We start from the raw sequence: 23039 nt of genomic DNA on the forward strand, positions 1-23039 counted from the left end.
GGCGCGGGGCCTGGTACGCTCCCCGGCGCGTCAGGAACACGCCGTCGGACGGTGCCGCTCATGGGGATGGGTGCGAACTCGTCGCCGCCCTGGAGCCCTTACGCCAGGTCGCGGTCCGGCCCTGGACCCTGCCCGCGGCCGGGATATGCCCGTGCCAGAAGACGAGCCGGGTGCGGTAGCGGGGACCGATATGCGGGCTGGTGCGGCATCGCTTTCTCGCTGTGAGCTGTCACCTCGCCCTTGGCCTGAAGCACCCAGGCCAGGACCCGTGCGTTCAGACGATGACGGAAGCCGCCGTTCAGGGCGTAACCGGCATTTGCGGCCAGGACAGCGGGCCGCAGCCCGGTGGCGGCGAGTCCGTCGAGCATCTCCGAGGCAAGCTGCCACTGGGGCCGGTGGCGCGCGGTCTCAGGATCTGGCAGGTCCCTCGGCGGACTCCGCTTCGAGCCCGTACCAGGAGGCAGGCAGGAACAGCCGCCTTGTCCGGCCGATGATGTGCGGTGCCAGATGGTCAGGCTGCTGCTATGGCGGTGCTGAGGAAGATGTATCCGCGCTTGTCGTCGCGGGCAGCGGACTGCCCGCGACTGCTGCGGCCTGTTGATCGCCCGTTCGATCAGACGGTCGACCAGGCTGTGCCACAGGGTTTCGTCCCGGTGTTCACTTCTCCGGCCCCCTGTGACATGGGCGCCGGGCGGCGGCTCGGTCCGAGCGCCGGCCGCGTGGTGATGGGCACGCACGATGGTGGAATCGACAGCGATGTCCCTCGCCTGCCACAACCTGCCATTGCCGACCGGCGGGAACTGCCGCAGGCGTTCCCACTTTGACTCTGTGAGGCGGGGCGTCAGCGTCTGCCCGACCCGCCCGCCTCACAGAGGGACGCGGTTATGTTTCGTCGAACCGCGTACAGGTTTCGTTGTAGCCGATGCGTAGGAGCGCCTTCTCCTTCATCTCGTCGAATTTCTCCTCGAACGGGTTGTGGATTTTTTTTATTTTCATCGCGTTCGGAGGTAGTTCTCATCTCGCAGATGGAGCGATGGATCATCCAAGTTCGCGCTTCCCGTGAAGACCTCCGTGCGGCCTGGGATATTTCCGGCTGATGAGGATGTTCTTCTCATGGATACCCTGGGCTACCTCTCTTTGTCGAACATGCGAAGGTCGAGGTGTTCCAGGGGCCCCGCAGCAGACTCCAGCACGTATGACGCCGCATGTTGTTGACGATCAGTGAAACCTTGCAGCCTTCGTTGGCCATTCTGCGCAGTTTGGTCGCCAAAACTTTCCGGTTGATGGCCCAGGCTCGGATACGGACGGAGGTGTCAGGGCAAGTGGCCTTGTCGAGTTCTTCCACGATCGGGTCGGGCCTGCTCGTTCAGCAGGCCAGGCTGATGCTTTTCGTGAAGTACCCCAGGTACCGGTCGTAGAGCGGGTGATCGCCCACCACGGTGTACTGGCTGTTCCACATCTCCTGCATGGCGGGCGTCACGTTGCTGGTGCTGTTGGACACCACCCAGGACTTGCCCAGCGTCCTCGTGAAGAGGGAGAATTTGTTGTGCATGGAGTCTCGGTCGTGCTTGGTGTCTTCGCCGATGCAGCCGGGACCTGTCGAGTCCCCGGAGGACCGGCCTTCACCGCAGTAGCGGGCCCACGACCCCTCGCCGGGCCCGTCCCCGAGCTCCTTGACCAGGTCACGGAACGGTTTCTCCTTCCTGCTGCCGTGGTGTTCGGTTCTCCCGTCCAGGAGGCGTTGCACCGTGACGTTCCTCTGATGGTCAAGGACCTTGGACCGCTCACTAGCGGAATCGGAACCGGGATCGTTGAAGACCGCTTCCGTCTCCGAAGTCGGTACCGACTTCTTCTCCGCTCCGGGTTGTGCCGCCCCCGCCAGACTGAAGGCCATGGCTAGCGTGCACAGTGGGACGAGTAGTTTTCTGAGCACAGTGATGCCTCCTGAGGAACTTCGATTCCTCGCTCGAAGGCCACTGTAAGAAGTGCGCGGCGCTGCCGGAAAGGGAATTCGGTGATGACCGAGGTATGCAGGTGAGCGTCCGGACTGATGGGCTGTATGAGGTGCCAGTCGCTGACTCCCACTGAGATGTCAGTGGATGACCCGGATTGAACAGGGAGAAGGTTCTGAGATCGTCTGCCGATAACGTGTGGCGCGAGTGGCGAAAGCCTGTGTCAACTTCAGGCAGGCCGGGGCGTGCTCCGGAAGTGCGGACGGGATGGGAAGGGCGCTCGGCTTCTGCCGCTCTTGGCCCCCGGCTGGCAGCGTGGCAGCACGGTGGGGCGAAGCCCTGCTGAAGGGCAAGTGCAGCGGAGCGGCCAGCTACCGGTGGAAGACGATGCTTGGGCAGGTGTCGGGATCCGTTTCCACGAACAGTTCGGGCTCGCTCCGGGTACCGCCGATTTCCAGATACTGCGATTCGGCGGGCATCCGTTGCTCGGGTGTACCGCGGAGGAAGTCGAGCTTGATCTGGCGGAACCCCTCTCCACCGGTAGTTTCCCCCTTGCGGAACTCCCAGGTGCCCTCGCCCTGAAACCCGTTGCCGGCAGGGTCGTTCTCGCCCAGTTCCTCCAGCGGGATCGCCCAATTCTTCACCCGCACCACGCCGGCGCGAGTGGTACGCCCCTCGGGGTACTGGGTGGAGGCGTGCCCGAGAGTGAAGCGCATGCCGCGCGGGCCTGGTAGCCGCCGTGCAGGTCGCTGGCGCGCACCGTGGTGCTCGACGTCGGACACGGGCCGGACGCGTCGTCCAGGACGGTGCACGAGGTAAGGGTGGCCAGAGCGCAGGCGGCCACCGCTGCCGCTTTGCGTGACCCCAAGCCGCTTGGCCTTCGGGTGGGGGCGGCCGAGCCGTGAGTCGCCATGGAAGCCATCGTTTCAGTCGTGTACGGGGCCGACGAGTGCGGTGGTGCCGGCCTGCCAGGCAAGGGGCTGCCGGTCGAGCTTCACCGGGCCTTCCGGGCGTACCCGCACACGGGCGTGAGGGAGGAGTGCCCAGCAGCGCCGGGCCGTTCGGCCGCGGTCGGCAAACACTCACGGGAGCGGCGTTGACCTGCCACTTCCCCGTCAAACTCCTGGGCGGCCTCTTTCCATGGTGATGTCACTCGATGGTCCCTTGGGCGACAACTCGCAGGAAGTGGTCGGCGTCCTCAGGATCGGCGAGACGACCGAGCTCGAGCCAGGAGCCGTCGGCGAAGCGAAGCCGGAACGTCGCGAAGCCACGTGGCTGTCCTGCCTCGGCCTCGATGCGTGCTTCGCGACAGGAAAACTGCGTCGTCGGCTGGAAATCGTCGGCCTTGGTCGGGGTCAGCCGACGGCCGGGTGATGCCGCCACGCAGATCCGGTCGCGGGCCACCAGCACGAGACGTTTCGGGTTGGGCGACTGGCCGTACCAGCCCAGCAGGAGTCGGCCCGCGGTCAAGCTCCAGTCACCGTCGAAGATCTGGCGGCATCCTGGGCCGTTCCGTCCGGCAGGCCGGGGCCTGCGGCGCCGGTGACCCCGATCGCGCGATTCCCTGGGCGATAGCAGGTCGAGCACCGTTTGCAGCAGCATCATCGGGACGACGATGAAGAAGAACGCCCCGGCGCCAACATAGAACAGCCAATGGTGACCAGGCGAAAGCCTGCCCTTGCCTGCCGCCCGGTGGACATCCTTGGGCGGTTTGGGAATGGCCGTCGGTATCTCGCACCAGACCAGGGCAACAGGGTCTTCTCCTAGAAGCTTCCGTGCCCGGCGATGAACGTTGCGCTTCGCCATGCCAGGCATCCTAGATCCGCTGGAGGCTCCAAGGCTGTCCGGCCGGTTGCGGCCTCGTTGCCGGCGGCGTCCCGGGTGTCTGCTGGACCTTCACCTGTCATCTGTGTGTCGTGGGCCGTCGTCTGTCAGCCGTGAGCCGTTGACTGTCGAGTGTGTGTTGGGTGGTCAGCGCACCATCAGGGCGGATGCGCGGGGTGCGAGGAAGTGGTCTACGACCAGTTCGGCGGCGCCTTGGGCGGCTACTTGGTCGCCGACGGAGGATCCGTGTATCTGGATGTTGTGGCGGGTTCCTACGAGTTCGTGTGTGACGGTGTCGGGGAGGACGGGGAGGAACGCGGGGCTGAGGCGGTTCCATAGTGGGCCGCCGATCACCACTCGGGGTACGTCCAGGAGGTTGACGAGTACTCCGAGGCCGACGGCTACCCGGCGTGCGGCGTGGTCGAGGATGCGGGCGGCGCCGGCGTCTCCGGCGGCGGCGAGATCGCACAGTGAGGAGCAGGCGTCGTCGATGGCGCCGTAGTCGCTGAGGTTGGGGAGCGGCAACAGTCCTACGCGGGCGGCTTGGAGGACGAGTGCTTCGGGGACGCACGCTGCGGCCAGGCCGCCGCGGCGGCCGCTCCATTCCAGTCGTTCGGCATCGGGGTCGACGATCAGGTCGCCGATTTCGCCGATGTTGTTCGTTGTGCCGCGCAGGACCTGGTTGTCCAGTACGACCGAGGCGCCGACGCCCGAGCCCAGGTAGAGGAAGATGAAGGTGTTGGACGCGGTGGGACAGGAGCGGAGTTCGGCTGTGGCGGCGGCCGTGACGTCCTTGTCGAGGAGGACGGGCAGTCCGGTCGCTTCATGGAGGTCGGCGCGCAGCCGGACGTTGCGCCAGTTGGGCAGCTGGGGCGGGTCGAGTAGCAGTCCTGCGTCGAGATCGAGCGGGCCGGGAGCGGCGATACCCAGGCCGAGTACGCGGGTGCGGGTGATGTCTGCCCTGGTGAGCAGAGTGTCGACGGCGTCGGCGATGAACGCGGTCACCTCGGAGGGGTTGGTGGCCTGTGGCGTGCGTTCGTGGCGGGCGAGCCGGACTTGGCCGTCGAGGTCGAGGAGGACGATGGTCAGCCGGGCCGGGTCGATGTGTACACCGACGGAGTAGGCTCCGTCCGGGTCGGTGACCAGCGGTATGCTCGGCCGGCCGCGGGTGTTGCCGCCCGGTGTGCTTTCGCGGACCAGGTGATCGTCGATCAGCCGGCGTGTGATGTTGGTGATGGTCTGGGAGCTCAGACCCGTCGCGCGTTGCAGGTCGGCTCGGCTCACCCCGTGCGACCTGCGGACCACCTCCAGCACCACCGACTGGTTGTAGTCCGCCAGCCGGAGCTGGTTGCTGCCTCGCCGCATTCAAACCTCCCTGCCTTCCCGAACACCCTCGCCCGCCTGTCCCCGTCCCCGGAGTCTTTCGCCTTCGCCTGCCTGGCCCGGAGCTCTTGGTCTGCTCCAGCCTGTCCCGGAGTCCTTCGCCTCTGCCGCCTCCCCGGAGCTCTGCGAGTCCGCTCCCGTCTGCCCCGGAGTCCCTCCGTCTGCCCCGGAGTCCCTCGCTTCCGCCCGCCTACCTCTGGGCTCTTCGAGCCTGCTCCGGCCTGTCTCGAAGCCCCCCCGCTCCACCTTCCCCTTCCGCCTCCTTCCCAGACCGGCGCAACGGCGCGGGCCCGTGGGCTTCCCGTAGAAGTTTCCCAGGCGGGTGGGGGAACCGTGCCCCGCCGGGTCGTCCCGGCGGGGCACCGCACACGCTACGGGACTTGGCGTCATCTCTTGACGGCGGATGATCTGGCTCCATAGCATCACCGAACTTTATCCAATCCGTTTGATAAAAGCGTGGGTCGAACCACGGCCAGGAGAGGTGACCATGCGGCGAAATCGTGTCCTTGCCGCTGTCGCGGCCGGATTGCTGCTCACCGGGGCGCTCACGGCCTGTTCGGCCTCCGGTGAGGACGGTGTGGTGACGGTGAAGCTGTTGCAGTACCAGGAGGCCCGCGCCGCTGTCGTCAAGGACCTCATACCGGAGTTCGAGCGGGCGATGGCCAAGAAAGGACGCCGTGTCAAGGTGGAGCTGGTCACCGACATCCTCACCGACGACCAGTTCCGGACCAAGATCACGCAGCAGTTCTACTCCGGCACGGCACCGGACGTGGTGGACATGGGCGGCAGTAACGTGACCGGCATGGCAGGCGCCGGCTACCTGCTGAAGCTCGACAAGTACCTGCACGCGTGGGACGGCTGGGACGAGTACTACCCGTCGGTGAAGGACGGCGCACGGCAGCGGGACGGCAGTTACTACTCCGTCCCGCACGAAGCGAGTGTGCAGAGCCTCTTCTACCGCAAGGACGTACTGAAACGGCTGGGCATCGACACCTCGCAGCCGCGCACCTGGCACGAGCTGGTCGCCAGACTGAAGCAGGTCCGTGCCAAGACCGGTGAGGCCCCGATCGTGCTTCCCGCCGGAACCGCCTGGGGCGACGGATCGTGGTCCGAAGGTCTGCTTCCCATCGTGGCCGGTACCGGCAGCACCCTGTACGACGAGAAGTCGGGGAAGTGGAAGCTGCGGAGCAAGGGCCTGTCGGCCGCCTTCGACCTGTACGCGGACCTCGTCAAGGCGAAGCTGCTCCCGGTGCGCGACCTGCAGAACCCGAACCCGTGGGAGCCCACGAAGTACCAGAAGTTCCCCGAGGGCACACTCCCCGTAGCGGCCCAGGGCAGTTGGGGATGGAAGTACGACTGGGGCCCCGAGGGGGCTGCGCCCATCAAGGACTCCCGCAAGCGGATCGGCACGTGGGACTATCCGGCTCTGGTGCCGGGAACCGAGCCCGCCCCGATCAGCGGCGGTGGCTTCGGCTACAGCGTCAACGCCGACGCCGCGCACCCCGACGCCGCTGTCGAGCTCGCGAAGTGGCTGAGTTCCGGCAAGGCACTGGCCAAGCAGCTGGCAGCGGTGGGCGCGGTCTCCCCGCGCAAGGGACTCTCCCACACCGCCCCTTACCGGAACGAGCCGTCGTTGCTCCAGACGGAGGAGAAGCTGAAGTCCAGCATCCAGCCACCACTGGGTGACGGAGAGGACCGGGTCTCCCAGGCGGTCCAGGGCGCGACGGCGAAAATCGTGTCCGGCGAGGCCGACGGCAGCCAGGCTGCCGACGCCTTCGCCGAGGAGGCCGAGGAGCTGCTCGGCAGCACCCGGGTGGCGAAATGAGCACGGCCAAAGCCCTGGCCGCCCGTACGGCACGCCGCCGGCGGGACCGTGCCGCGCTGCCCCTGCTGCTGGGCCCCTCCGTCCTGCTGATCGCGGTCTTCGTGGTCGCCCCGGCCGCCTACGGCGTCTACCTGGGTCTCACCGACACACAGCTGACCGGATTCGCCGCACGTGACCCGCAGTTCGTCGGGCTGGAGAACTTCCGGAACCTGCTCGGCTCCGAGGACTTCCTCGGATCGCTGGGCCGCACGGCGGAGTTCGTGTTCTGGTCGGCGATCATCGGGCAGACGGTGCTCGGCATGCTCGCCGCACTGCTGCTGCGCCACAAGTGGCTGCGCGGCAAGGGCCTGTTCGGTGCGCTGATGCTCCTGCCGATGGTGGTGCCCGAGGTGGTCGCCTCGTTGACCTGGGCGAGCGTGCTCTCCTCCGAGAGCGACAGCACGTTCAACCGGCTGCTGGGGGTGTTCGGATCGGGCGCCGCGGCACCGTTGCAGGAGTACCCCATGGCATCGGTGATCCTCATCAACGTCTGGCGCGGTATCGCGTTCGCCATGATCATGTTCCAGGCGGCGCTGGAGGATGTGCCCGACGAGCTGATCGAGGCCTCGCGGATGGACGGTGCGAGCGCCCTCCAGATCTTCCGGCACATCACCCTGCCCCTCATCCGCGGTCCGGTCTTCCTCTACCTGCTGCTCACCACCATCACCACCGTGGGCGTCTTCGGGCTGGTCTACTTCCTGACCCAGGGCGGCCCGGGCCAGGACACGGAGATCGCCTCCATCCAGATCTTCCAGAGCGCCTTCAAGTACTCCCAGATCGGCCTGGGCAGTGCCGCCTCCGTGATCCTGCTCATCCTGCTGACGATCCTGGGCATGACCTACGCCCGGCTGGCCAAGGTGGAGGTCTGATGGCGGCCACGACAACCGTCGAGCCCGGAGGGGCCCCCGCACCTGCCGGTCCGCGCCGTCGCACGCCGCTGTGGGCGGTGGTGCAGCGCGCGCTGCAGTACGTACTGATGGTGCTGCTGGCGCTGTTCTGCGTCGTACCGTTCGCCTGGGTCGTGCTCACGGCCGTCGACGCCGACGGGGGGCCCACGGTCGGCCTCCCGGCGTTCACGCTGGACAACTTCGCCCGGTTCTTCACCGACGGCGCCACCCCGCGGCTGTTCCTGAACAGCGTCATCGTCTCGTTCGCCGCGACCGCGCTCAATCTGGCCTGCGGAGTTCTCGGAGCCTACGCGCTGTCCCGCTACCGGTTCCGCGGACGCAGGACCTTCATGTTCGCGATCCTGCTGATCCGGGTGATCCCGCCGCCCGCCACGATCGTCGCCCTGTACCTGCTGATGGTGAAGATCGAGCTGGACGACAGCTATCTCGGACTGATCCTGGTCGAGGCCTCGGCGGCGCTGCCGATCACACTGTGGCTGCTGAAGGGGACCATCGACGCCATCCCGTTCGAGCTGGAGGAGGCGGCGTGGCTCGACGGCAGCAGCCGGTTCGGCGCGATCCGCCGGGTCATCCTGCCGCTGGTCGGCCCGGGGCTCGGCGCCGCCGCGATGCTGACGTTCATGGCCGTGTGGGGTGACTTCCTCACCCCGCTCGTGCTGTTGCAGTCGCCCGACCTCTACCCGCTCTCGATCGGACTGTTCCGCTCGTTCACCGCCTTCAACCAGGTCGACTGGGGTGTACTCGCCGCCAGCGCCGTCGTCTACATGGCGCCGCCCGCCGTGCTGTACCTCTTCCTGCGGCGAAACCTGATGCGGTCGAGCCTCGGCGGTGCCGTCAAGGCCTGACACCCCCGCGGCCCCTCGTTCCCCCATGGCGAGGGGCCGCCGCACCCTGTCCCTGCCCGAAGCGACCGATGCACACAAGCCCCAGCATGACCAGCAGTACGTAAGAGGAGACGCTCTCTTGGCTGACGACAATCCGCATGGCCGGGTGCAACTCGACGCCACCGCACTGGCGATGCAGCGGGTCCGACGGTTCACCACGTTCCGGATCCGGCCTGCCCTCCACCGTGCCACCCGCCCCGTCCGGATCGCCGCGTGGACGGTCGGGGGCGAGCCTGTGCCGTTCGCCGAGGCGGTGGACAAGCCGTTCGAGCCGTTCGCACTCGGCCGGCTGTGGGGCAGGCCCTGGGACACGACCTGGTTCGAGGTCTGCGGCGAGGTACCGGCGGAGTGGGCCGGTGGGCAGGCCGAACTCGTCGTCGACCTGGGCTTCACAGGGGACCAGCCGGGCTTCCAGGCCGAGGCGATGGTGTACCGCCCGGACGGAGAGATCGTCAAAGCGATCGAGCCCTACAACTCCTGGGTGCCCCTCCCGGAGCCCGGCCCCTTCCGGCTGCTGATCGAGGCGGCTGCGAACCCGATCGTGCAGGTGCCCTACGAGTACGAGCCCACGGCGCTGGGCGACAAGGCGACCGCGGGTGACGAGCCGCTCTACCGCCTCAGAGAGCTGTCGGTCGCCTCGCGCGACCGGCAGGTGTGGGACCTCCTCCAGGACGTCGTCACTCTCGACGGGCTGGTTGACGTCCTTCCCCAGCAGGGCTCGCGGCGCGCCGAGATCGTGTACGCGCTGGAGCGCATGGTCGACGTCATGGACCCCGAGGACGTGGCGGGCACGGCGGCGCGCGGCCGGGAGGTCCTCGCCCCCGTCCTGGCGGGCCGCGCGGCCGACAGCGCGCTGATCGTCTCCGCTGTCGGGCACGCCCACATCGACTGCGCCTGGCTGTGGCCGGTACGGGAGACCGTGCGGAAGGTGGCGCGGACGTTCGCCAACGTGCTGGAACTGAGCGAGAGCCACCCGGAGTTCGTGTTCGCCGCCTCGTCGGCGCAGCAGTACGCCTGGCTCAAGGAACACCAGCCGCGCCTGTTCGAACGGGTCAGAGCGGCAGTGGCCGCGGGCGTCATCCGTCCCGTCGGCGGCATGTGGGTCGAGTCCGACACCAACATGCCCTCGGGCGAGGCCCTGGCCCGTCAGTTCGTGCTCGGCAAACGCTTCTTCGCCGAGGAGTTCGGGGTGGACAGCGAGGAGGTGTGGCTGCCCGACTCCTTCGGGTACACGGCCGCGCTGCCGCAGATCGCCAGGGCGGCGGGCGCCCGCTACTTCCTCACCCAGAAACCGTCCTGGAACGAGACCAACGCGATGCCCCACTCGAGCTTCCACTGGGAAGGCATCGACGGCTCCCGGCTGTTCACCCACTTCCCGCCCGCCGAGACCTACAATTCCGACCTGGGCGCCGCCGACCTCGCGCGCACCGAGCGGACCTTCCGGCAGAAGGGTGCGGCACGCCACGTACTGGGACTGTACGGATGGGGCGACGGCGGTGGCGGCCCCACCAGGGAGATGCTGGCAGCGGCCGCACGCAAGCACGATCTGGACGGATCGCCGCGGGTGCGGATGGACGATCCGGACAGCTTCTTCCGCGCCGCCGAGGCCGAACTGCCCACGCCGCCCGTGTGGGTCGGCGAGATGTACCTCGAACTGCACCGCGGCACGCTGATCTCGCAGGCGCGCAGCAAGCGGGGCAACCGGCACAGCGAGGCCCTGCTGCGGGAGGCCGAGCTGTGGGCGGCGACCGCTGCCCTGCGCAGCGGAGCCCCCTATCCGTACGACGCGTTGCGGCGGATCTGGGAGACGGTGCTGCTGCTCCAGTTCCACGACATCCTGCCGGGCACCTCGATCGCCTGGGTGCACCAGGACGCCGAGCGGGACTACGACCGTGTGACCGCCGAACTGCGCTCCCTCGTGACGGCCGCACTCGACGCGCTCGGCGGCGACACCGGTGGTACCGACGCCGGCGGCCGGGGCAGCGGCGACGACGGCGCGGGCCTCGTCGCGGCCAACGCGGGACCGTACCCGCTGCACGGCGTTCCGGCCGGGGGCGTCGGACCCGCCTCGATCCCCCCGGCAGCCGTCCCGGTCCAGGTGGACGACCGGTTCGTGCTCGACGACGGGCGGCTGCACGTCGAGATCGACGGGCGCGGCACGCTCGTCTCGGTCCTCGACCCGGTCGCCGACCGGGAACTGCTGCCGCCGGGCCTCGCCGGAGGCGTCCTCCAGCTCTTCCGCGACACCCCGCGGGAGTGGGACGCGTGGGACATCAACGACGAGGACAAGCGCAGCGGGTGTGACCTCGTCGAACCGGTGTCGGTCGGCATCGCCGACGACGCGGTGGTGGTGCGGCACGAGCGCGGCGAGACCGTGATCACCATGTCCGTCCGGCTGTCCGAAGGCAAGCTCACCTACTCCTTCGACATCGACTGGCACGAGTCGCAGAAGCTGCTCAAGCTCGCCTTTCCGCTGGACATCAGGACGGACCGCTCCACCTCCGAGATCCAGTTCGGTCACCTGCACCGGCCGATCCACCAGAACACCTCCTGGGACGCCGCCCGGTTCGAGACCGTCGCGCACCGGTGGGTGCATGTCGGCGAACCCGGCTACGGCGTCGCCCTCGCCAACGACGTGGTCTACGGACACGACATCCGCAACGCGCAGGGGCCGGGCGGCCGCCCGATGACGACGGTGCGGCTGTCCCTGCTGCGCGCGCCGCGCTACCCGGACCCGTCGGCGGACCAGGGGCGGCACGCCTTCTCCGTCAGCCTCCGTCCCGGAGAAATCCCCGACGCCGTCGCGGACGGGTACGCGCTGCAGCTTCCCCTGCGCCCGGTGCCCGGTGCCACGGCGGAGCCGCTGCTGGAGGTCTCCGACCGGGCCGTCGTGGTGGAGAGCGTCAAGCTCGCCGAGGACCGCTCGGGGGATCTGGTCGTGCGTCTGTACGAGGCACACGGGAACCGCTCCCGCGCGACCGTGCGCACCCGGTTCTCCTGGCGCGAGGCCCTCGCCACCGACCTGCTGGAGCGTCCCGTGGATGGCGAGGCCGTCCGGGGGACGACGCCGGGGAGCGAGGTCGCCCTGGAACTGCGCCCGTTCGAACTGCTCACACTTCGCTTCCGCGACCCGGTCGCCTGAGAGCCCGACGAAAGGTGGTCCCGATGTCGGCCGAACCCGGCGTTGACCTGTCCGATCCGCCTCGGCCGGAGTATCCGCGGCCGCAGTTCCGGCGTGACCGTTGGCTGAACCTCAACGGAAGGTGGGGCTTCGAGACCGACCGGTCCGACACCGGCCGGGAGCGCGGACTGGCCGAGCGGGAGCTGTCCGGTGCGATCACCGTGCCGTTCGCACCGGAGTCCGAGCTGTCGGGGGTCGGGGAGCAGGACTTCATGCGGGCGGTGTGGTACCGCCGTACGGTCACCGTCCCGCAGCAGTGGGCGGGGGACCGCGTGCTGCTGCACTTCGGCGCGGTCGATCACGACGCGACGGTGTGGGTGAACGGAACCGAGGTCGGCCGGCACCGGGGCGGCTTCTCCGGCTTCAGCCTCGACATCACCGACGCCGCCCCCGCGGGGGTGCCGGTGCCGCTCGTGGTCCGGGCCCGCGACGACCCCGAGGCGCCGCAGGCCCGGGGGAAGCAGTCGGTGCCCTACACCCCGCGTGCGGCCAAGTACTGGCGTACCACCGGGATCTGGCAGACCGTCTGGATGGAACCGGTCCCGCAGACCGCCGTCCGCCGCCCCCGCATCACACCGAACGTCGCGGCGGGAGCGCTGGACGTCGAGGTGCCGCTCTCGGCGAACCTGCCCGGTGGCGCGGTGCACATCCGCGTCAGCGACGACGCAGGCGACGTGGTCAGCGGCACCGTACGCGCCGACCTCGACCTCACCCCCCGGCTGAGCCTGGTACTGCCACCCGAGCGGATCCGGCTGTGGTCACCGTCCGACCCGCATCTCTACGGCCTCGTCGTCGAGTTGCGGGACCCGGACGGGCGGGCCGTCGACACGGTCGAGTCGTACGCCGGGCTGCGCAGCGTCGCCATCACCGGCAAGCAGATCCGGATCAACGGCGACGTCGTCTTCCAGCGACTGGTGCTGGACCAGGGCTACTATCCCGACGGGCTGATGACCGCGCCCAGCGACGCCGCTCTGGTGCGGGACATCGAGCTCGGCCAGGCGGCCGGTTTCAACGGCGCGCGACTGCACCAGAAGGTCTTCGAGGAGCGCTACCTCTACCACGCCGACCGGCTGGGCTACCTGGTGTGGGGCGAGTTCGGGGACTGGGGCTGCAACACGGGCGAGGGCCAGGCCGCCAACCAGAAACCGGACGCGTCGTACGTCCAGGAGTGGCTGGAGGTGCTGGAGAGGGACCACTCCCACCCGTCGATCATCGGCTGGTGCCCGATGAACGAGACGTGGCAGGACTACGGCGACAGGATCACCGCGCTGGATGACGTGATGCGCGGCATGTTCCTGGCCACCAAGGCCCACGACACCTCCCGGCCGGTCCTCGACACCTCCGGTTACGCACACCGGATCGCCGAGTCCGACGTGTTCGACAGCCACGACTACGAACAGGATCCGGAAGCCTTCGCCGCCGCGCACAGGGCACTCACTGACGGCGCGCCCTATGTGAACCGCTCGGACACCACGGGTGAGTCCTGGTCCATCGGCTACCGCGGACAGCCCTTCTTCGTCAGCGAGTTCGGCGGCATCTGGTGGAACCCTGCCGAGGCCGGCCAGCCGCAGACGGCCACCGGATCCTGGGGCTACGGCGACCGCGTACGCAGCGTCGAGGAGTTCCACACCCGGTTCGCGGGGCTGGTCGGCGTGTTGCTCGACCATCCGGACATGTTCGGCTACTGCTACACGCAGCTCACCGACGTCTTCCAGGAACAGAACGGGATCTACGGGTTCGACCGGTCGGAGAAGTTCGACATCCGGCGCATCCGCTCGGCTCAGCTGCGTCCCGCGGCCATCGAAGCCGGCGCACGGCCGCAGCACGTCACCAACGACGACGCCACCGCCGGCCGCGTCAGCAGCGACGACGCCACCGGCGGCAGCCAGGAGCCAGGCCCCACGGGCGGGCCGCGCCCGGCGGGAGGAGCACACGCATGAAGGCCGTCATGGTCATGTTCGACAGCCTCAACCGGCACATGCTGCCGCCTTACGGCGCGGACTGGGTCCACGCCCCGAACTTCGCGCGGCTCGCCGCCCTGTCCACCACGTACGACAACTGCTACGTGGGCTCGATGCCCTGCATGCCGGCGCGCCGCGAACTGCACACCGGCAGGCACAACTTCCTGCACCGGAGCTGGGGCCCGCTGGAGCCGTTCGACGACTCCATGCCCGAGATCCTCAAGCAGCACGGTGTGTACACCCACCTGGTCAGCGACCACCAGCACTACTGGGAGGACGGCGGCGCCACCTACCACGGCCGCTACAACACCTGGGAGTTCTTCCGAGGCCAGGAAGGCGACGCCTGGAGGGGGCAGGTGGCCGACCCGGAACCGCCCGAGGATCTGCACAGCAACCGCAACGACCTCTGGCGCCAGGACTGGGTCAACCGTGCGCACATGGAAACCGAGGACAAGCACCCGCAGACGCTCACGTTCGACGCGGGACTGGAGTTCCTGCGCGTCAACCGGGCCCAGGACAACTGGTTCGTGCAGATCGAGACCTTCGACCCGCACGAACCCTTCTTCAGCCACAAAAGCTACAAAGACCTCTACCCGCACGACTACCAGGGACCGCACTTCGACTGGCCGGACTACACCAAGGTCACCGAGACCGAGGAACAGACCGCCCACGCACGCTTCGAGTACGCGGCGCTGCTGTCCATGTGCGACAACTCACTGGGCCGGGTCCTGGACGCGATGGACGCCTACGGCCTGTGGGACGACACCCTGCTGATCGTGTGCACCGACCACGGGCTGCTGCTCGGCGAAAAAGGCTGGTGGGGCAAGCTGGTTCAGCCCTGGTACAACGAGCTGTCCAACATCCCCCTGTTCGTATGGGACCCGCGCCGGCCCGCGCACGCGGGCAGCCGCCACTCCGGCCTCGTCCAGACGATCGACATCGCCCCGACAATGCTGGAGTTCTTCGGCCTCGAACCCACCCCCGACATGCAGGGCCGCCCCCTGGGCGAGGCGACCGACGGCGCCCTGGGCGAAGTGCCGCTGCGCACCTCGGCGGTCTTCGGCATGTTCGGCGGCCACGTCAACATCACCGACGGCCGCTGGGTCTACATGCGCTCCTGTCACGACGCGACCAACCAGCCCCTCTACGAACACACCCTGATGCCCACACACGGGCGGGGCCGCTTCAGCCCCGCCGAGCTGGCCGACGCCGAACTCGCCGAGCCCTTCGACTTCACCAAGGGCGTCCGAACGCTACGGGTCCCCGCCACAACAGCGCCCGGCTTCGACCCCTCACGGTTCGGAGCGCTGCTCTACGACCTGGCCGACGACCCAGGCCAGGAGCGGCCGGTCGTGGACGACGACGTGGAGCTGCGCATGATCCGCCTGCTGGTTGAGCAGCTGCGCGACGGCGATGCCCCACCGGACCAGTACGAGCGCCTCGGCCTGCCCCCAACCCCGGAAGCGGTGACCACCGCCCACCTCCAGGCCGCCGCACACCGGCGGCAGCCACGGCAATCGGCGGCGCTGGAGCACGCGCCACGGGCCGAGGAGTTCCCCGAGGGCAGACTCGGCCTGCGTACACCACTGGCCGTGCTGCTGTCCGACCCGGTGGCCGTCGAGGCGGTGCGCCGGTTCGTGCCCGGCATCACCGACTCCGAACTGCTGACGGTCCGGACTTCCGTCTCGCTGCTCCAACTGGCCGCCGCCACCGGCCGGCCCGACCGCGACCAGTTGACCGCACTGGCGAATGAACTCGCGCGCCTCTTCCCCCGGAGCTGAAACGACGAAGAAGCGCGACACGGTCTCCGGGTGAAGTCCGTCCGCCGGAACCAGGGGAAGTGGCCACACATGTCCGCCACCACGGGTGCCGATACATACTCGCGTCATGACGACACGGCGTGGTGGCTGGACGGCACCCAACTGGCCGGCCTCACCTTGGCCGCGTCGGCGCTGGGCACTGCACATCGGTCCCGGACAACACGCCATCGCCTTCCACATCTCGGGCTGGTACCCGTGGGCCGGAGGACCCACGCGGACGCGGCTGCGAAGGCGCACCACCCCAGCACAACCGGACCCGCTTCTGTAATGGCGAGGAGGATGTACCCGCCTCCGCAAAGTGCAGCCGTGCGAGCATGCCCAGTTCGTAAAATACGGGCGTAGGCGGCGAACTCGGCCGGAAGACCGTCCAGTGGTGTTTGCTGGAGAATGGTCACTATTGGGTGGATGCCGGGGCACCAGCGAAGAAGACCAGAACAGAAGCAGAGCGCTGTGTGGTCTGGCTCGTCATCGGCGAACCAGGCCACATGGTAAGGAGCTGACAAGTAAGGCGATCACCGAAGCCATGAGACTTTTGCCGAACCGAGACCTGTATGACACGGGATACTGTGCTCTTTTCGTGCGCGGTATCTCTCCCGCAAGCCTTCTCTGTGAGATAACAGGACAAAATTGCTGCCCTGTGCTTCTGGACCGCATGGAAGCCGAGATGATCAAAATGGCAGGAGAGGGGCTCGAAGAGGAAGACGTCCCCGAGCTTGACATCGAAGAGCTGAGCAACAGTGGGATGATCTGCGCCGAGGGGCCATTGGTGCGCGCAGGCACGTATGGTGACTGGTGCTTTGCCATCGAATCGGAGGGCCCTTACCTCGCCAAGAAGGAGGTCATCCGTTCCGTATCGCGCGGCACGGTCGCGCTCTCGGCGTTCAAAGGAGAAACAGGGCCCGCCTGGATCTCCTACGCGGAGAACGGAGAAATCCTCTCCTCCTTCGACCCCGCCCTCCCTCATGTCGACAGCGGAAGCCGACCGGACGTCCTCGACGGGATCACCGGGTACCGGAAGGTGATCGAGCGGGGCGGTTCAGACGGCGTCCCCGAGGTCGTACTCCGGAAGATTCAGCACGAACTCGGCTGTGCCGTGCCCCAGGAAGCCGACTCCCCCCGCCTGCTGTCCATCCGCGTGCCCGGAGGGTACTGAGTCCGTGTCCTACGGTGCCGTGCTTGACCTAGCTTGGCGAGCACCTCGCGAAGTTCGGGCTCGCTGTCACGGCGGTGGCGTGGTGTTCGCCCTTGCCGACGTCCGGTCCGGGAAGGGGCTGATGTCGCTGATGTCGATCACGTGTGCCCTCTGATCGTTCTCTACCCGTCATCGGCGGGCAGTTCCGTGATCGGCGAGGGCGGGGCGAGGGGGATGCCCCATCGCGCGTGCGCGATGCCGGCAGCCAGGCGGGCTTGTTCGTAGCCCTGTTCTTCCCAGCCCAGCAGTGCGGCGGCCTGCTCGGGCATGGCCAGCAGCCGTACGAGGCGGCGACCCACGGCTGGGTCGACAGCGGAGGGGCCGATCGCGGTGATGGGGGCCGTCAGGCGGAGGCGGGCGCACTCGCCGATGCCGCCATAGGCCTCGCCCGCCGCGTCGTACACCCACCCCAGTCGCTGCACCTGGCCGAGGGTGAGCCGGGCTTCCTCCTCGGCCTCCCGCACCAGGGCGTCTTCGGGGGAGGCGTCGGTCGGCTCGACGGTGCCTCCGGGGAGCATGACCAGCCGTTTGGCCGGGTCGACGACCACCACCACACGCCCGTCGGGGGCGAAGAGCCAGCCCCATGCCTGGCGCACTCGCAGGCCGTCCGGGACCTGACCGGGGTGCCAGGGCCACTGGCGGCCGGATCGAGGCCGGGTGTGCACGTCGTGCCGATCCAGAGGCGGCGCCTCGGTGACGTGCCGGCCGTCGGCGAGGTGAGCGGTCGTGCCGGCCAGGCGGGCACGCAAGGCAGCCAGCATGATCCGCGCATCCACCGGGGTCATCCGCTCGGCCGCGGCCCGCGAATCGAGGAACTCGTACCCGCTGAGTTCGTCCGGCGGCAGACACAGGGCGGCGATGTCCGCTTCGGTGAGGACTCCGCCGTCCAGGACATACCGTACCTCCCCGGGGAAGGGCAGGTCGGCGGCGATGTCCGGGTGCCCTGGGGTGAGCCAGTGCACGGCCAGAAGCCTGACGGGAGAGCGCGAGAGCCCGAGTTCCTCCCGGACTTCGCGCCGGCACGCGATCTCGGGGCTCTCGCCGGGGTCGGCGGCGCCGCCCGGCAGCAGCCACTGGCTGCGGTAGGTCGGTTTCACCAGCAGGACGTTGCCCAACTCGTCGGTGAAAAGGGCTGTCGCGCCCAGCCACACCGCGTGCCGGGAGCGGGCGTACTCCTCCTGACTCATCCTCGGCTGTTCCGGAACGTAGGGCGTGCTGTGCATCGGTGATTCCATCTCGGCTTCCCTCACGTGACGGACGGTCGGTGCGGCCCCGGTGCGGCGACGGCCGCCGCACCGGGCGGCGGTCAGGACGTAGGTGGCTGCTCCAGGTAGCAGACCGATCCGCTGCGGCGGGCCTCGGCCACTGCGGCCAGACGGCGGAAGGCAAAGGCGCTCATCTGCGTGCGCCACTCCTCCAGGGGCCGGATGGCGACTTCTATGTGCTCATCGGGGTCCAGGACGATGCGGTCGATCTGCCGGTGGTCGAGTTGACCGCCGTCGAATACGAAGCCGATCTTGTGGGTGGTCCAGCCGCCGAGGGGAGGAAGGAAGTGCACGGCCAGCAGCCGCGGCACCTCCGCGATGCGCAGGCCGGTCTCCTCCATGCACTCCCGTACCGCGCAGCCCCACGGTGTCTCGTCCGGGTCGTCCAGGTTGCCGCCGGGCCACTGCCACACCGCCGGGTCGTGGGCGGAGCGCAGTTGGATCGGACGATCGTCCTGGTCAGTGGCGTAGAAGCAGCCGTAGATGGTGGCTTTGGGCAAGGTGGCGACGTACTGCTCGGGCGGGAGCCAGGTACCGCTCATGCCGTCCTCCTGGAAGGTTCCGTCGGTGGAATCGGGGGCGCTGGTTGATTGAGTTGGGGTCGCAGCAGGTCAGCTGCCCACCGTGCTCCGCCAGTTCGCCCTCGATCGTGCGCCGCTCCGCTGGTACCGGCACTCGTTCCGTACGCGCGAACCGGGCCAGCTCGACCGCCGCCCGCTTCTTCCACGTTCACCGGAAGCAGGTGGTGGGCGAGGACGAGCGTGCCGGCGACCGTGCGGGTGTGCGCTTCATTCATGTGCGTTGCCCATGGCGGTCAGGGCTTCGGCCAGGGCGTAGGCATGCACCCGGGGCAGGCCGGGCAGCACGCCGGGCCAGGTCGCCTCGAGCGCCTGTGCGGAGGGCGCGAAGACGGCGCCGAGGCTGGCCAGGGTGTGCGTCGGGTGCCACTCCCAGCGGGTGAAGTGGTGCGGCTCGCGGACCTGGGGGGTGCCGGTCCAGGCGGTGACGCGGACCACCGCCGAGACGCGGCGGACGTCGGCGAGGTCGTCGTGGAGGATGGTCAGCAGGTACGCGTCGTCGAGGTGTGCGCTCAGGCCGGTTTCCTCGGCCAGTTCCCGTACGGCCGTCTCCTGGGCGCACTCGCCGGTCTCGATGCGGCCGCCGGGCAGTTCCCACACGCCGCGGGTGGAACGCCCGAGCAGGACGCGCCCGCAGTCGTCGGTGACCACCACGCACGCACCGAGGACCGCCTGCGGCTGCGGACGCCCCTTCTCCACCGCTTCGAAGGAGGTGGCCGACTCGCGCAGCACCAAGAACGCGAGCCCGTCGGCGTCGTGCCGCTCCACCTGGTTCCAGCCCTCGGTGAGCAGGGCGAGTTCGTCCTCGTCCAGGGCGATGCGCCGCCGCTCCGCGGGGGTGTTCGCCGCGACCGGGGTGATGACCACCAGGGCGCCGCCGGGCCGCAGCCGCGCGGCCAGATCGCGCACCACCCGGGTCCGGTCGCGCACGAAGGCGAGCATCAGACGCATGGTGATCAGGTCGTAGCCGTCGTCGTCGAGGTCGGCCGGGTCGTCGTGCTCGATGTCCAGACACAGCCAACGGAGACCTTCGACACCCTCGTGTGCCTTCCGCGCACGAGTCAGGGCGCCTTCAGCGAAGTCGAGTGCGTCGACTTCATAGCCGAGCCCGGCGAGGTGAGCGGCGAGTTCGCCGGTGCCGCAGCCGACCTCCAGCGCCCGGCCGCCGTCGGGTGCGGGCGTGTGCCGGGCAAGCAGATCGCGCTCCACCTCGCGCAGCGGCCGAAAGCCGCGGCCCTGCTGGTAGTGTCGCGACCAGTCGGATCGGGCGTATGCCACAGGTGCGCTCCTCATCGGTGGTGTGGGCAGGGCTTACAGCGGTCATCGGCGCGCAGGCGCGCCAAGGTGCGCAGGCCGCGCTCCAGCAGTTCGGGGTCGCCATGGGCGGCGCCGTACTGGATGCCGGACAGGGCGTCGAGGGCTGAGTCGACGGTCAGGCGTTCTTCTTCGACCAGGGTGAGTGTGCGGCCGTAGCCGGTCAGGAAGGCGTCGTACAGATCCGGCCTTCCGGCCCAGGCGTCGGAGAGACGCACCAGATCCCGGACGGCGGGCCCGGGCTCGCTGCGTTCGAAGTCGATCACCGCGAGGCCGCCGTCCTCGGCGCACAGGAGATTGCGGAGCTGGAAATCCCCGTGCGTCGCAACACACTCCACGTCAGGCAGTTCCCGGGCCCGCCCCGCCCGTACACGGAGGAAGTCCTCATCACCCGGGCCGAGATGGGGACGTGCTCGGCGAAGGTGGTGCTCGATCTTTTCCAGCTGCATGTCCCCAGGGGCCGGACCTGGTTGCGGGGGCGCGCTGGTGTGGATGGCCGCGGCGAGAGCACCAATCCGGCGGAAGAGGACCTGCTGCTCGCGGGATGAAGGGACCGTGCCGTGCAGCGGACGTCCCGGCGCCGCGGTGACCACCACGGCTCGCAGCCGGGAGTCGGCGGCCACCAGCCGGGGCGCGGCCGCGCCGAGACGCGGCACCCAGGTGCGGTAGGCGCCCACTTCTCGCGCATGGAACCGATCACCCTGGTGGACCTTCACGTACCAGGTTCCGCCCGCTGCGCCGTGCGCACGCCACACCCGGCTGCCTTCCCGGACCCACGAGGTGTCCGTCCAGGAAACGATGCGGCCGACAGCCCGCTCGGCGAACTGCCGTACCCGACCATCCGGTTCGCTCGCGACGACCGGACCCCCGGCGGCGGTGACGAGTCGGAGGCGGTCCTGCTCGGGGGTGTAGGCGATCGCGTCTGCGGGGTGCTGGAAGTGCAGTGCGAGCCGCGCGCCGGCCCGGTAGGCGTCCAGGCCGGCGCGGCAGTACGCCACCATCGGGTGGGGGAGGCCGTCGTCCAGGCGGAACCAGTCCATGGCATCGCACACCTGCGGCTCCCGGACGCCGGGCGTTCCCTCCCAGCGCCGCACTTCGCACAGGACGCCGATGCGCGCCGCGCCGCCGGGGCTGCGGTGGTGCACGGTCACGGCGGCGTGGACGTCGGCTGCGTCGATGGTGACGCCGGTCTCCTCCCGTGCCTCGCGCACCAGCGCTTCGACGATGTCCTCGTGGGGGCCGTCCAGATGCCCGGAGGGCAGGTGCCAGAGCCCGGAGGCATACACCGGGCCTGCCCGCCGCGAAAGCAGGATCTCGGGGCTTGCGGTGCCGCCGCGGCGCAGGATCAGGTGGACGTCGACCGGCTCGCGGTGGCGCTTGTCCTCGCTCATGTCAGCCTCCACTTCCCGACGCCCTCATCTCGCATCTCGTCCGGATGTACGGGCCGTGGGACGGTGGGGCATGCGGCGGGGCGGAAGCCGCCGGTGGCAGAGGGGGCCTTTTTCCCGGTTGGGCGTCGAGGGTGGATCGGGCATCTTCCGCAGCGCGCGCAGCGGGGAGCGGGCGAGGACCGCGAGGGGTACCAGAAGCAGGCAGGCGCCCGTGACCAGTGTGGGGCGCACGCCGAGCCGCGTGCCGAGCGTGCCGGCGAGGAGCGCGGCCAGGGGCCGGGAGCCGGCGGTCAGCCATGTGCTCGCGGCCTGCATGCGTCCTCGCGTGTCCGAGCGGGTGATGACCTGGCGGACGGAGCGCTGGGTGGTGCCCACGGCGCTGGCCCAGCCCAACCGCAGTATCAGGGCAGCGCCGATGGCGGCCTGCCACGCGAGGCCAGGAGAGGCGAGGAGCACGGGGACGTGTGTGAGCGGGGTCCCGGCGAGTGCCGTGAGCATCATCGGGCCGGGCCCGAAGCGGCGCGCGAGCCCCGGTGCGCTCAACGCTCCGAGGAGTGCACCCAGCGCCCCGATCCCCAAGGTCACGCCGAAGGCCGTGGTGCTCATGGCGAGGGCGCGCAGCAGGTGGAGCGCCCAGAGTGTTGAGCGGCGCCAGAGCGAACGAGGCGCCGGCATTGACCCAGGTGAGCGTGCGCAGGCGGGTGTCGCGGTGCACGTAGCGCAGGCCCGCGCCGATCTCTCGGCGCACGGTGTGCTTTCTGCCGACCGCCCGGTCGGGGGAGAGGGGGTGGACGCGGGCGGTGCGCCAGGCGCTGATCAGGTAGCAGCCGACGTCCGCCAGGAGCGCACGGGCAGGGCCGAGGAGGGCCGTCAAGACGGCGCCCAGATGGCTGCCGGCAGTGGCGGTGACCGCGAAGAGCGCGCCCACGCGGCTGTTGCTCCGCTGGATCAGGGACCGGTCGGCCAAGCTGGGCAGGAAGCTGATGGCCACCGCGTCGTGCAGTGCGTTGGTGGCGCTTTGGACCACCGTGACAGCCATGAGCTGCGGCAAGGCCAGCGATCCCCACGCGGCCGTGACCGGGACGGTGGCCATCGCACCGGCGCTGACCAGGTCACCGGTGATCATCAGTGTCCGCTTGGGCGAGCGGTCGGCGAGCGCGCCGGCGAGCGCGCCGGCGGGCAAGGCGAGCAGCGCCGGTGGAAGTTGGCCCAGGAAGATGAGCCAGGCGACTTCGCTGATGGTGGCGTCCAGTTCTGTCACGGCCAGCACGGGAACCACCCTCATGCTGACGGAGCTGCTGCCCGCCACGCTGGCTGTCTGACCAGTCACGTACCGCCGGAAGTGCGGCTGCCCCCACAGCGCCGCGCGAGTCAAGGCAGCGCCGGAGCAGGCAGTCACGAGGCCCTACCTTCTTGAGCGCGTCCCGGGAGTTCGCGACTCTGGGACAGCGCGGGTGGGGCAGGGATGGTTTTCATGCTGGCTGCCCTCGATGGCTCAGGTGGCTGATCCCCCTGCCCCACC

General features: G+C 69.1%; 18 protein-coding genes and 2 pseudogenes. 9 read left to right on the forward strand and 11 right to left on the reverse strand.

The features are described from left to right. Positions 1-98: 98 nt before the first annotated feature. A complete protein-coding gene (locus DQ392_RS36215; RefSeq protein WP_425470548.1) occupies positions 99-641 on the reverse strand; it encodes a transposase in 543 nt (180 codons plus the stop codon). On the opposite strand from DQ392_RS36215, the gene DQ392_RS35275 reads away from it, so the two are divergent. Continuing rightward, on the forward strand, positions 525-824 hold the full coding sequence (locus DQ392_RS35275) for a hypothetical protein (protein ID WP_245981604.1): 300 nt from the start codon (positions 525-527) through the stop codon (positions 822-824). The genes DQ392_RS36215 and DQ392_RS35275 overlap by 117 nt on opposite strands. Before the next feature lie 542 nt (positions 825-1366). Here DQ392_RS35275 and DQ392_RS17650 read toward each other — a convergent pair. From DQ392_RS17650 to DQ392_RS17665, 4 genes are all read right to left on the reverse strand, one after another. Then, the gene (locus tag DQ392_RS17650) at positions 1367-1747 is read right to left on the reverse strand and encodes a hypothetical protein (RefSeq protein ID WP_114016570.1); all 381 of its coding nucleotides are present in this window, start codon (positions 1745-1747) and stop codon (positions 1367-1369) included. Between the two features lie 576 nt (positions 1748-2323). Then, on the reverse strand, positions 2324-2734 hold the full coding sequence (locus DQ392_RS17655; protein WP_147266541.1) for a hypothetical protein: 411 nt from the start codon (positions 2732-2734) through the stop codon (positions 2324-2326). A 367-nt stretch (positions 2735-3101) separates the two neighbouring features. Continuing rightward, positions 3102-3758 (reverse strand): hypothetical protein, encoded by a 657-nt coding sequence (locus DQ392_RS17660; protein ID WP_114016572.1) that lies wholly within the window; start codon positions 3756-3758, stop codon positions 3102-3104. A 165-nt stretch (positions 3759-3923) separates the two neighbouring features. After that, positions 3924-5141, reverse strand: a complete 1218-nt coding sequence (locus tag DQ392_RS17665; RefSeq protein ID WP_114016573.1) for an ROK family protein — start codon at positions 5139-5141, stop codon at positions 3924-3926. A gap of 505 nt (positions 5142-5646) precedes the next feature. Between DQ392_RS17665 and DQ392_RS17670 the strand changes: the two genes are divergently transcribed. From DQ392_RS17670 to DQ392_RS17705, 8 genes and pseudogenes are all read left to right on the forward strand, one after another. After that, positions 5647-6984, forward strand: a complete 1338-nt coding sequence (locus DQ392_RS17670; protein WP_114016574.1) for an ABC transporter substrate-binding protein — start codon at positions 5647-5649, stop codon at positions 6982-6984. Further along, complete coding sequence (locus tag DQ392_RS17675; RefSeq protein WP_114016575.1) at positions 6981-7892, forward strand: carbohydrate ABC transporter permease; 912 nt, start codon at positions 6981-6983, stop codon at positions 7890-7892. Before DQ392_RS17670 ends, DQ392_RS17675 begins: the two co-directional genes overlap by 4 nt. After that, the gene (locus tag DQ392_RS17680) at positions 7892-8776 is read left to right on the forward strand and encodes a carbohydrate ABC transporter permease (protein ID WP_114016576.1); all 885 of its coding nucleotides are present in this window, start codon (positions 7892-7894) and stop codon (positions 8774-8776) included. The genes DQ392_RS17675 and DQ392_RS17680 overlap by 1 nt, the downstream gene beginning before the upstream one ends. Before the next feature lie 172 nt (positions 8777-8948). Beyond that, positions 8949-11957 carry an alpha-mannosidase gene (locus DQ392_RS17685; RefSeq protein ID WP_114016618.1) on the forward strand — a complete coding sequence of 1003 codons (3009 nt, stop codon included), beginning with the start codon at positions 8949-8951 and terminating at the stop codon, positions 11955-11957. A 23-nt stretch (positions 11958-11980) separates the two neighbouring features. Continuing rightward, a complete protein-coding gene (locus DQ392_RS17690; protein WP_245981605.1) occupies positions 11981-13936 on the forward strand; it encodes a glycoside hydrolase family 2 protein in 1956 nt (651 codons plus the stop codon). Further along, positions 13933-15738 (forward strand): sulfatase, encoded by a 1806-nt coding sequence (locus tag DQ392_RS17695; RefSeq protein WP_114016577.1) that lies wholly within the window; start codon positions 13933-13935, stop codon positions 15736-15738. Before DQ392_RS17690 ends, DQ392_RS17695 begins: the two co-directional genes overlap by 4 nt. A 59-nt stretch (positions 15739-15797) precedes the next feature. Beyond that, a pseudogene (locus DQ392_RS35280) lies at positions 15798-16003 on the forward strand (hypothetical protein); the annotation flags it as partial. A 297-nt stretch (positions 16004-16300) separates the two neighbouring features. Continuing rightward, complete coding sequence (locus tag DQ392_RS17705) at positions 16301-16930, forward strand: DUF6461 domain-containing protein (protein ID WP_245981607.1); 630 nt, start codon at positions 16301-16303, stop codon at positions 16928-16930. Positions 16931-17091: 161 nt separating this feature from the next. On the opposite strand, the gene DQ392_RS17710 is transcribed toward DQ392_RS17705, so the two are convergent. The 6 genes and pseudogenes from DQ392_RS17710 to DQ392_RS35290 form a co-directional block, all read right to left on the reverse strand. Then, positions 17092-18192, reverse strand: a complete 1101-nt coding sequence (locus DQ392_RS17710; protein WP_245981608.1) for an NUDIX hydrolase — start codon at positions 18190-18192, stop codon at positions 17092-17094. A gap of 83 nt (positions 18193-18275) precedes the next feature. Further along, positions 18276-18776 carry an NUDIX domain-containing protein gene (locus DQ392_RS17715; RefSeq protein WP_114016580.1) on the reverse strand — a complete coding sequence of 167 codons (501 nt, stop codon included), beginning with the start codon at positions 18774-18776 and terminating at the stop codon, positions 18276-18278. A gap of 246 nt (positions 18777-19022) precedes the next feature. Beyond that, the gene (locus tag DQ392_RS17720; protein WP_245981610.1) at positions 19023-20090 is read right to left on the reverse strand and encodes a bifunctional class I SAM-dependent methyltransferase/NUDIX hydrolase; all 1068 of its coding nucleotides are present in this window, start codon (positions 20088-20090) and stop codon (positions 19023-19025) included. 11 nt (positions 20091-20101) lie between these two features. After that, entirely contained in the window at positions 20102-21517 is a 1416-nt protein-coding gene (locus DQ392_RS17725) for a phosphotransferase (protein ID WP_114016582.1), read from the reverse strand. 24 nt (positions 21518-21541) lie between these two features. Further along, entirely contained in the window at positions 21542-22192 is a 651-nt protein-coding gene (locus DQ392_RS35285; protein ID WP_245981611.1) for an MFS transporter, read from the reverse strand. A 64-nt stretch (positions 22193-22256) separates the two neighbouring features. Beyond that, a pseudogene (locus DQ392_RS35290) lies at positions 22257-22802 on the reverse strand (MFS transporter); the annotation flags it as partial. Positions 22803-23039 lie beyond the last annotated feature (237 nt).

This window comes from Streptomyces reniochalinae, assembly GCF_003323735.1.
GTDB lineage: Bacteria > Actinomycetota > Actinomycetes > Streptomycetales > Streptomycetaceae > Streptomyces > Streptomyces reniochalinae.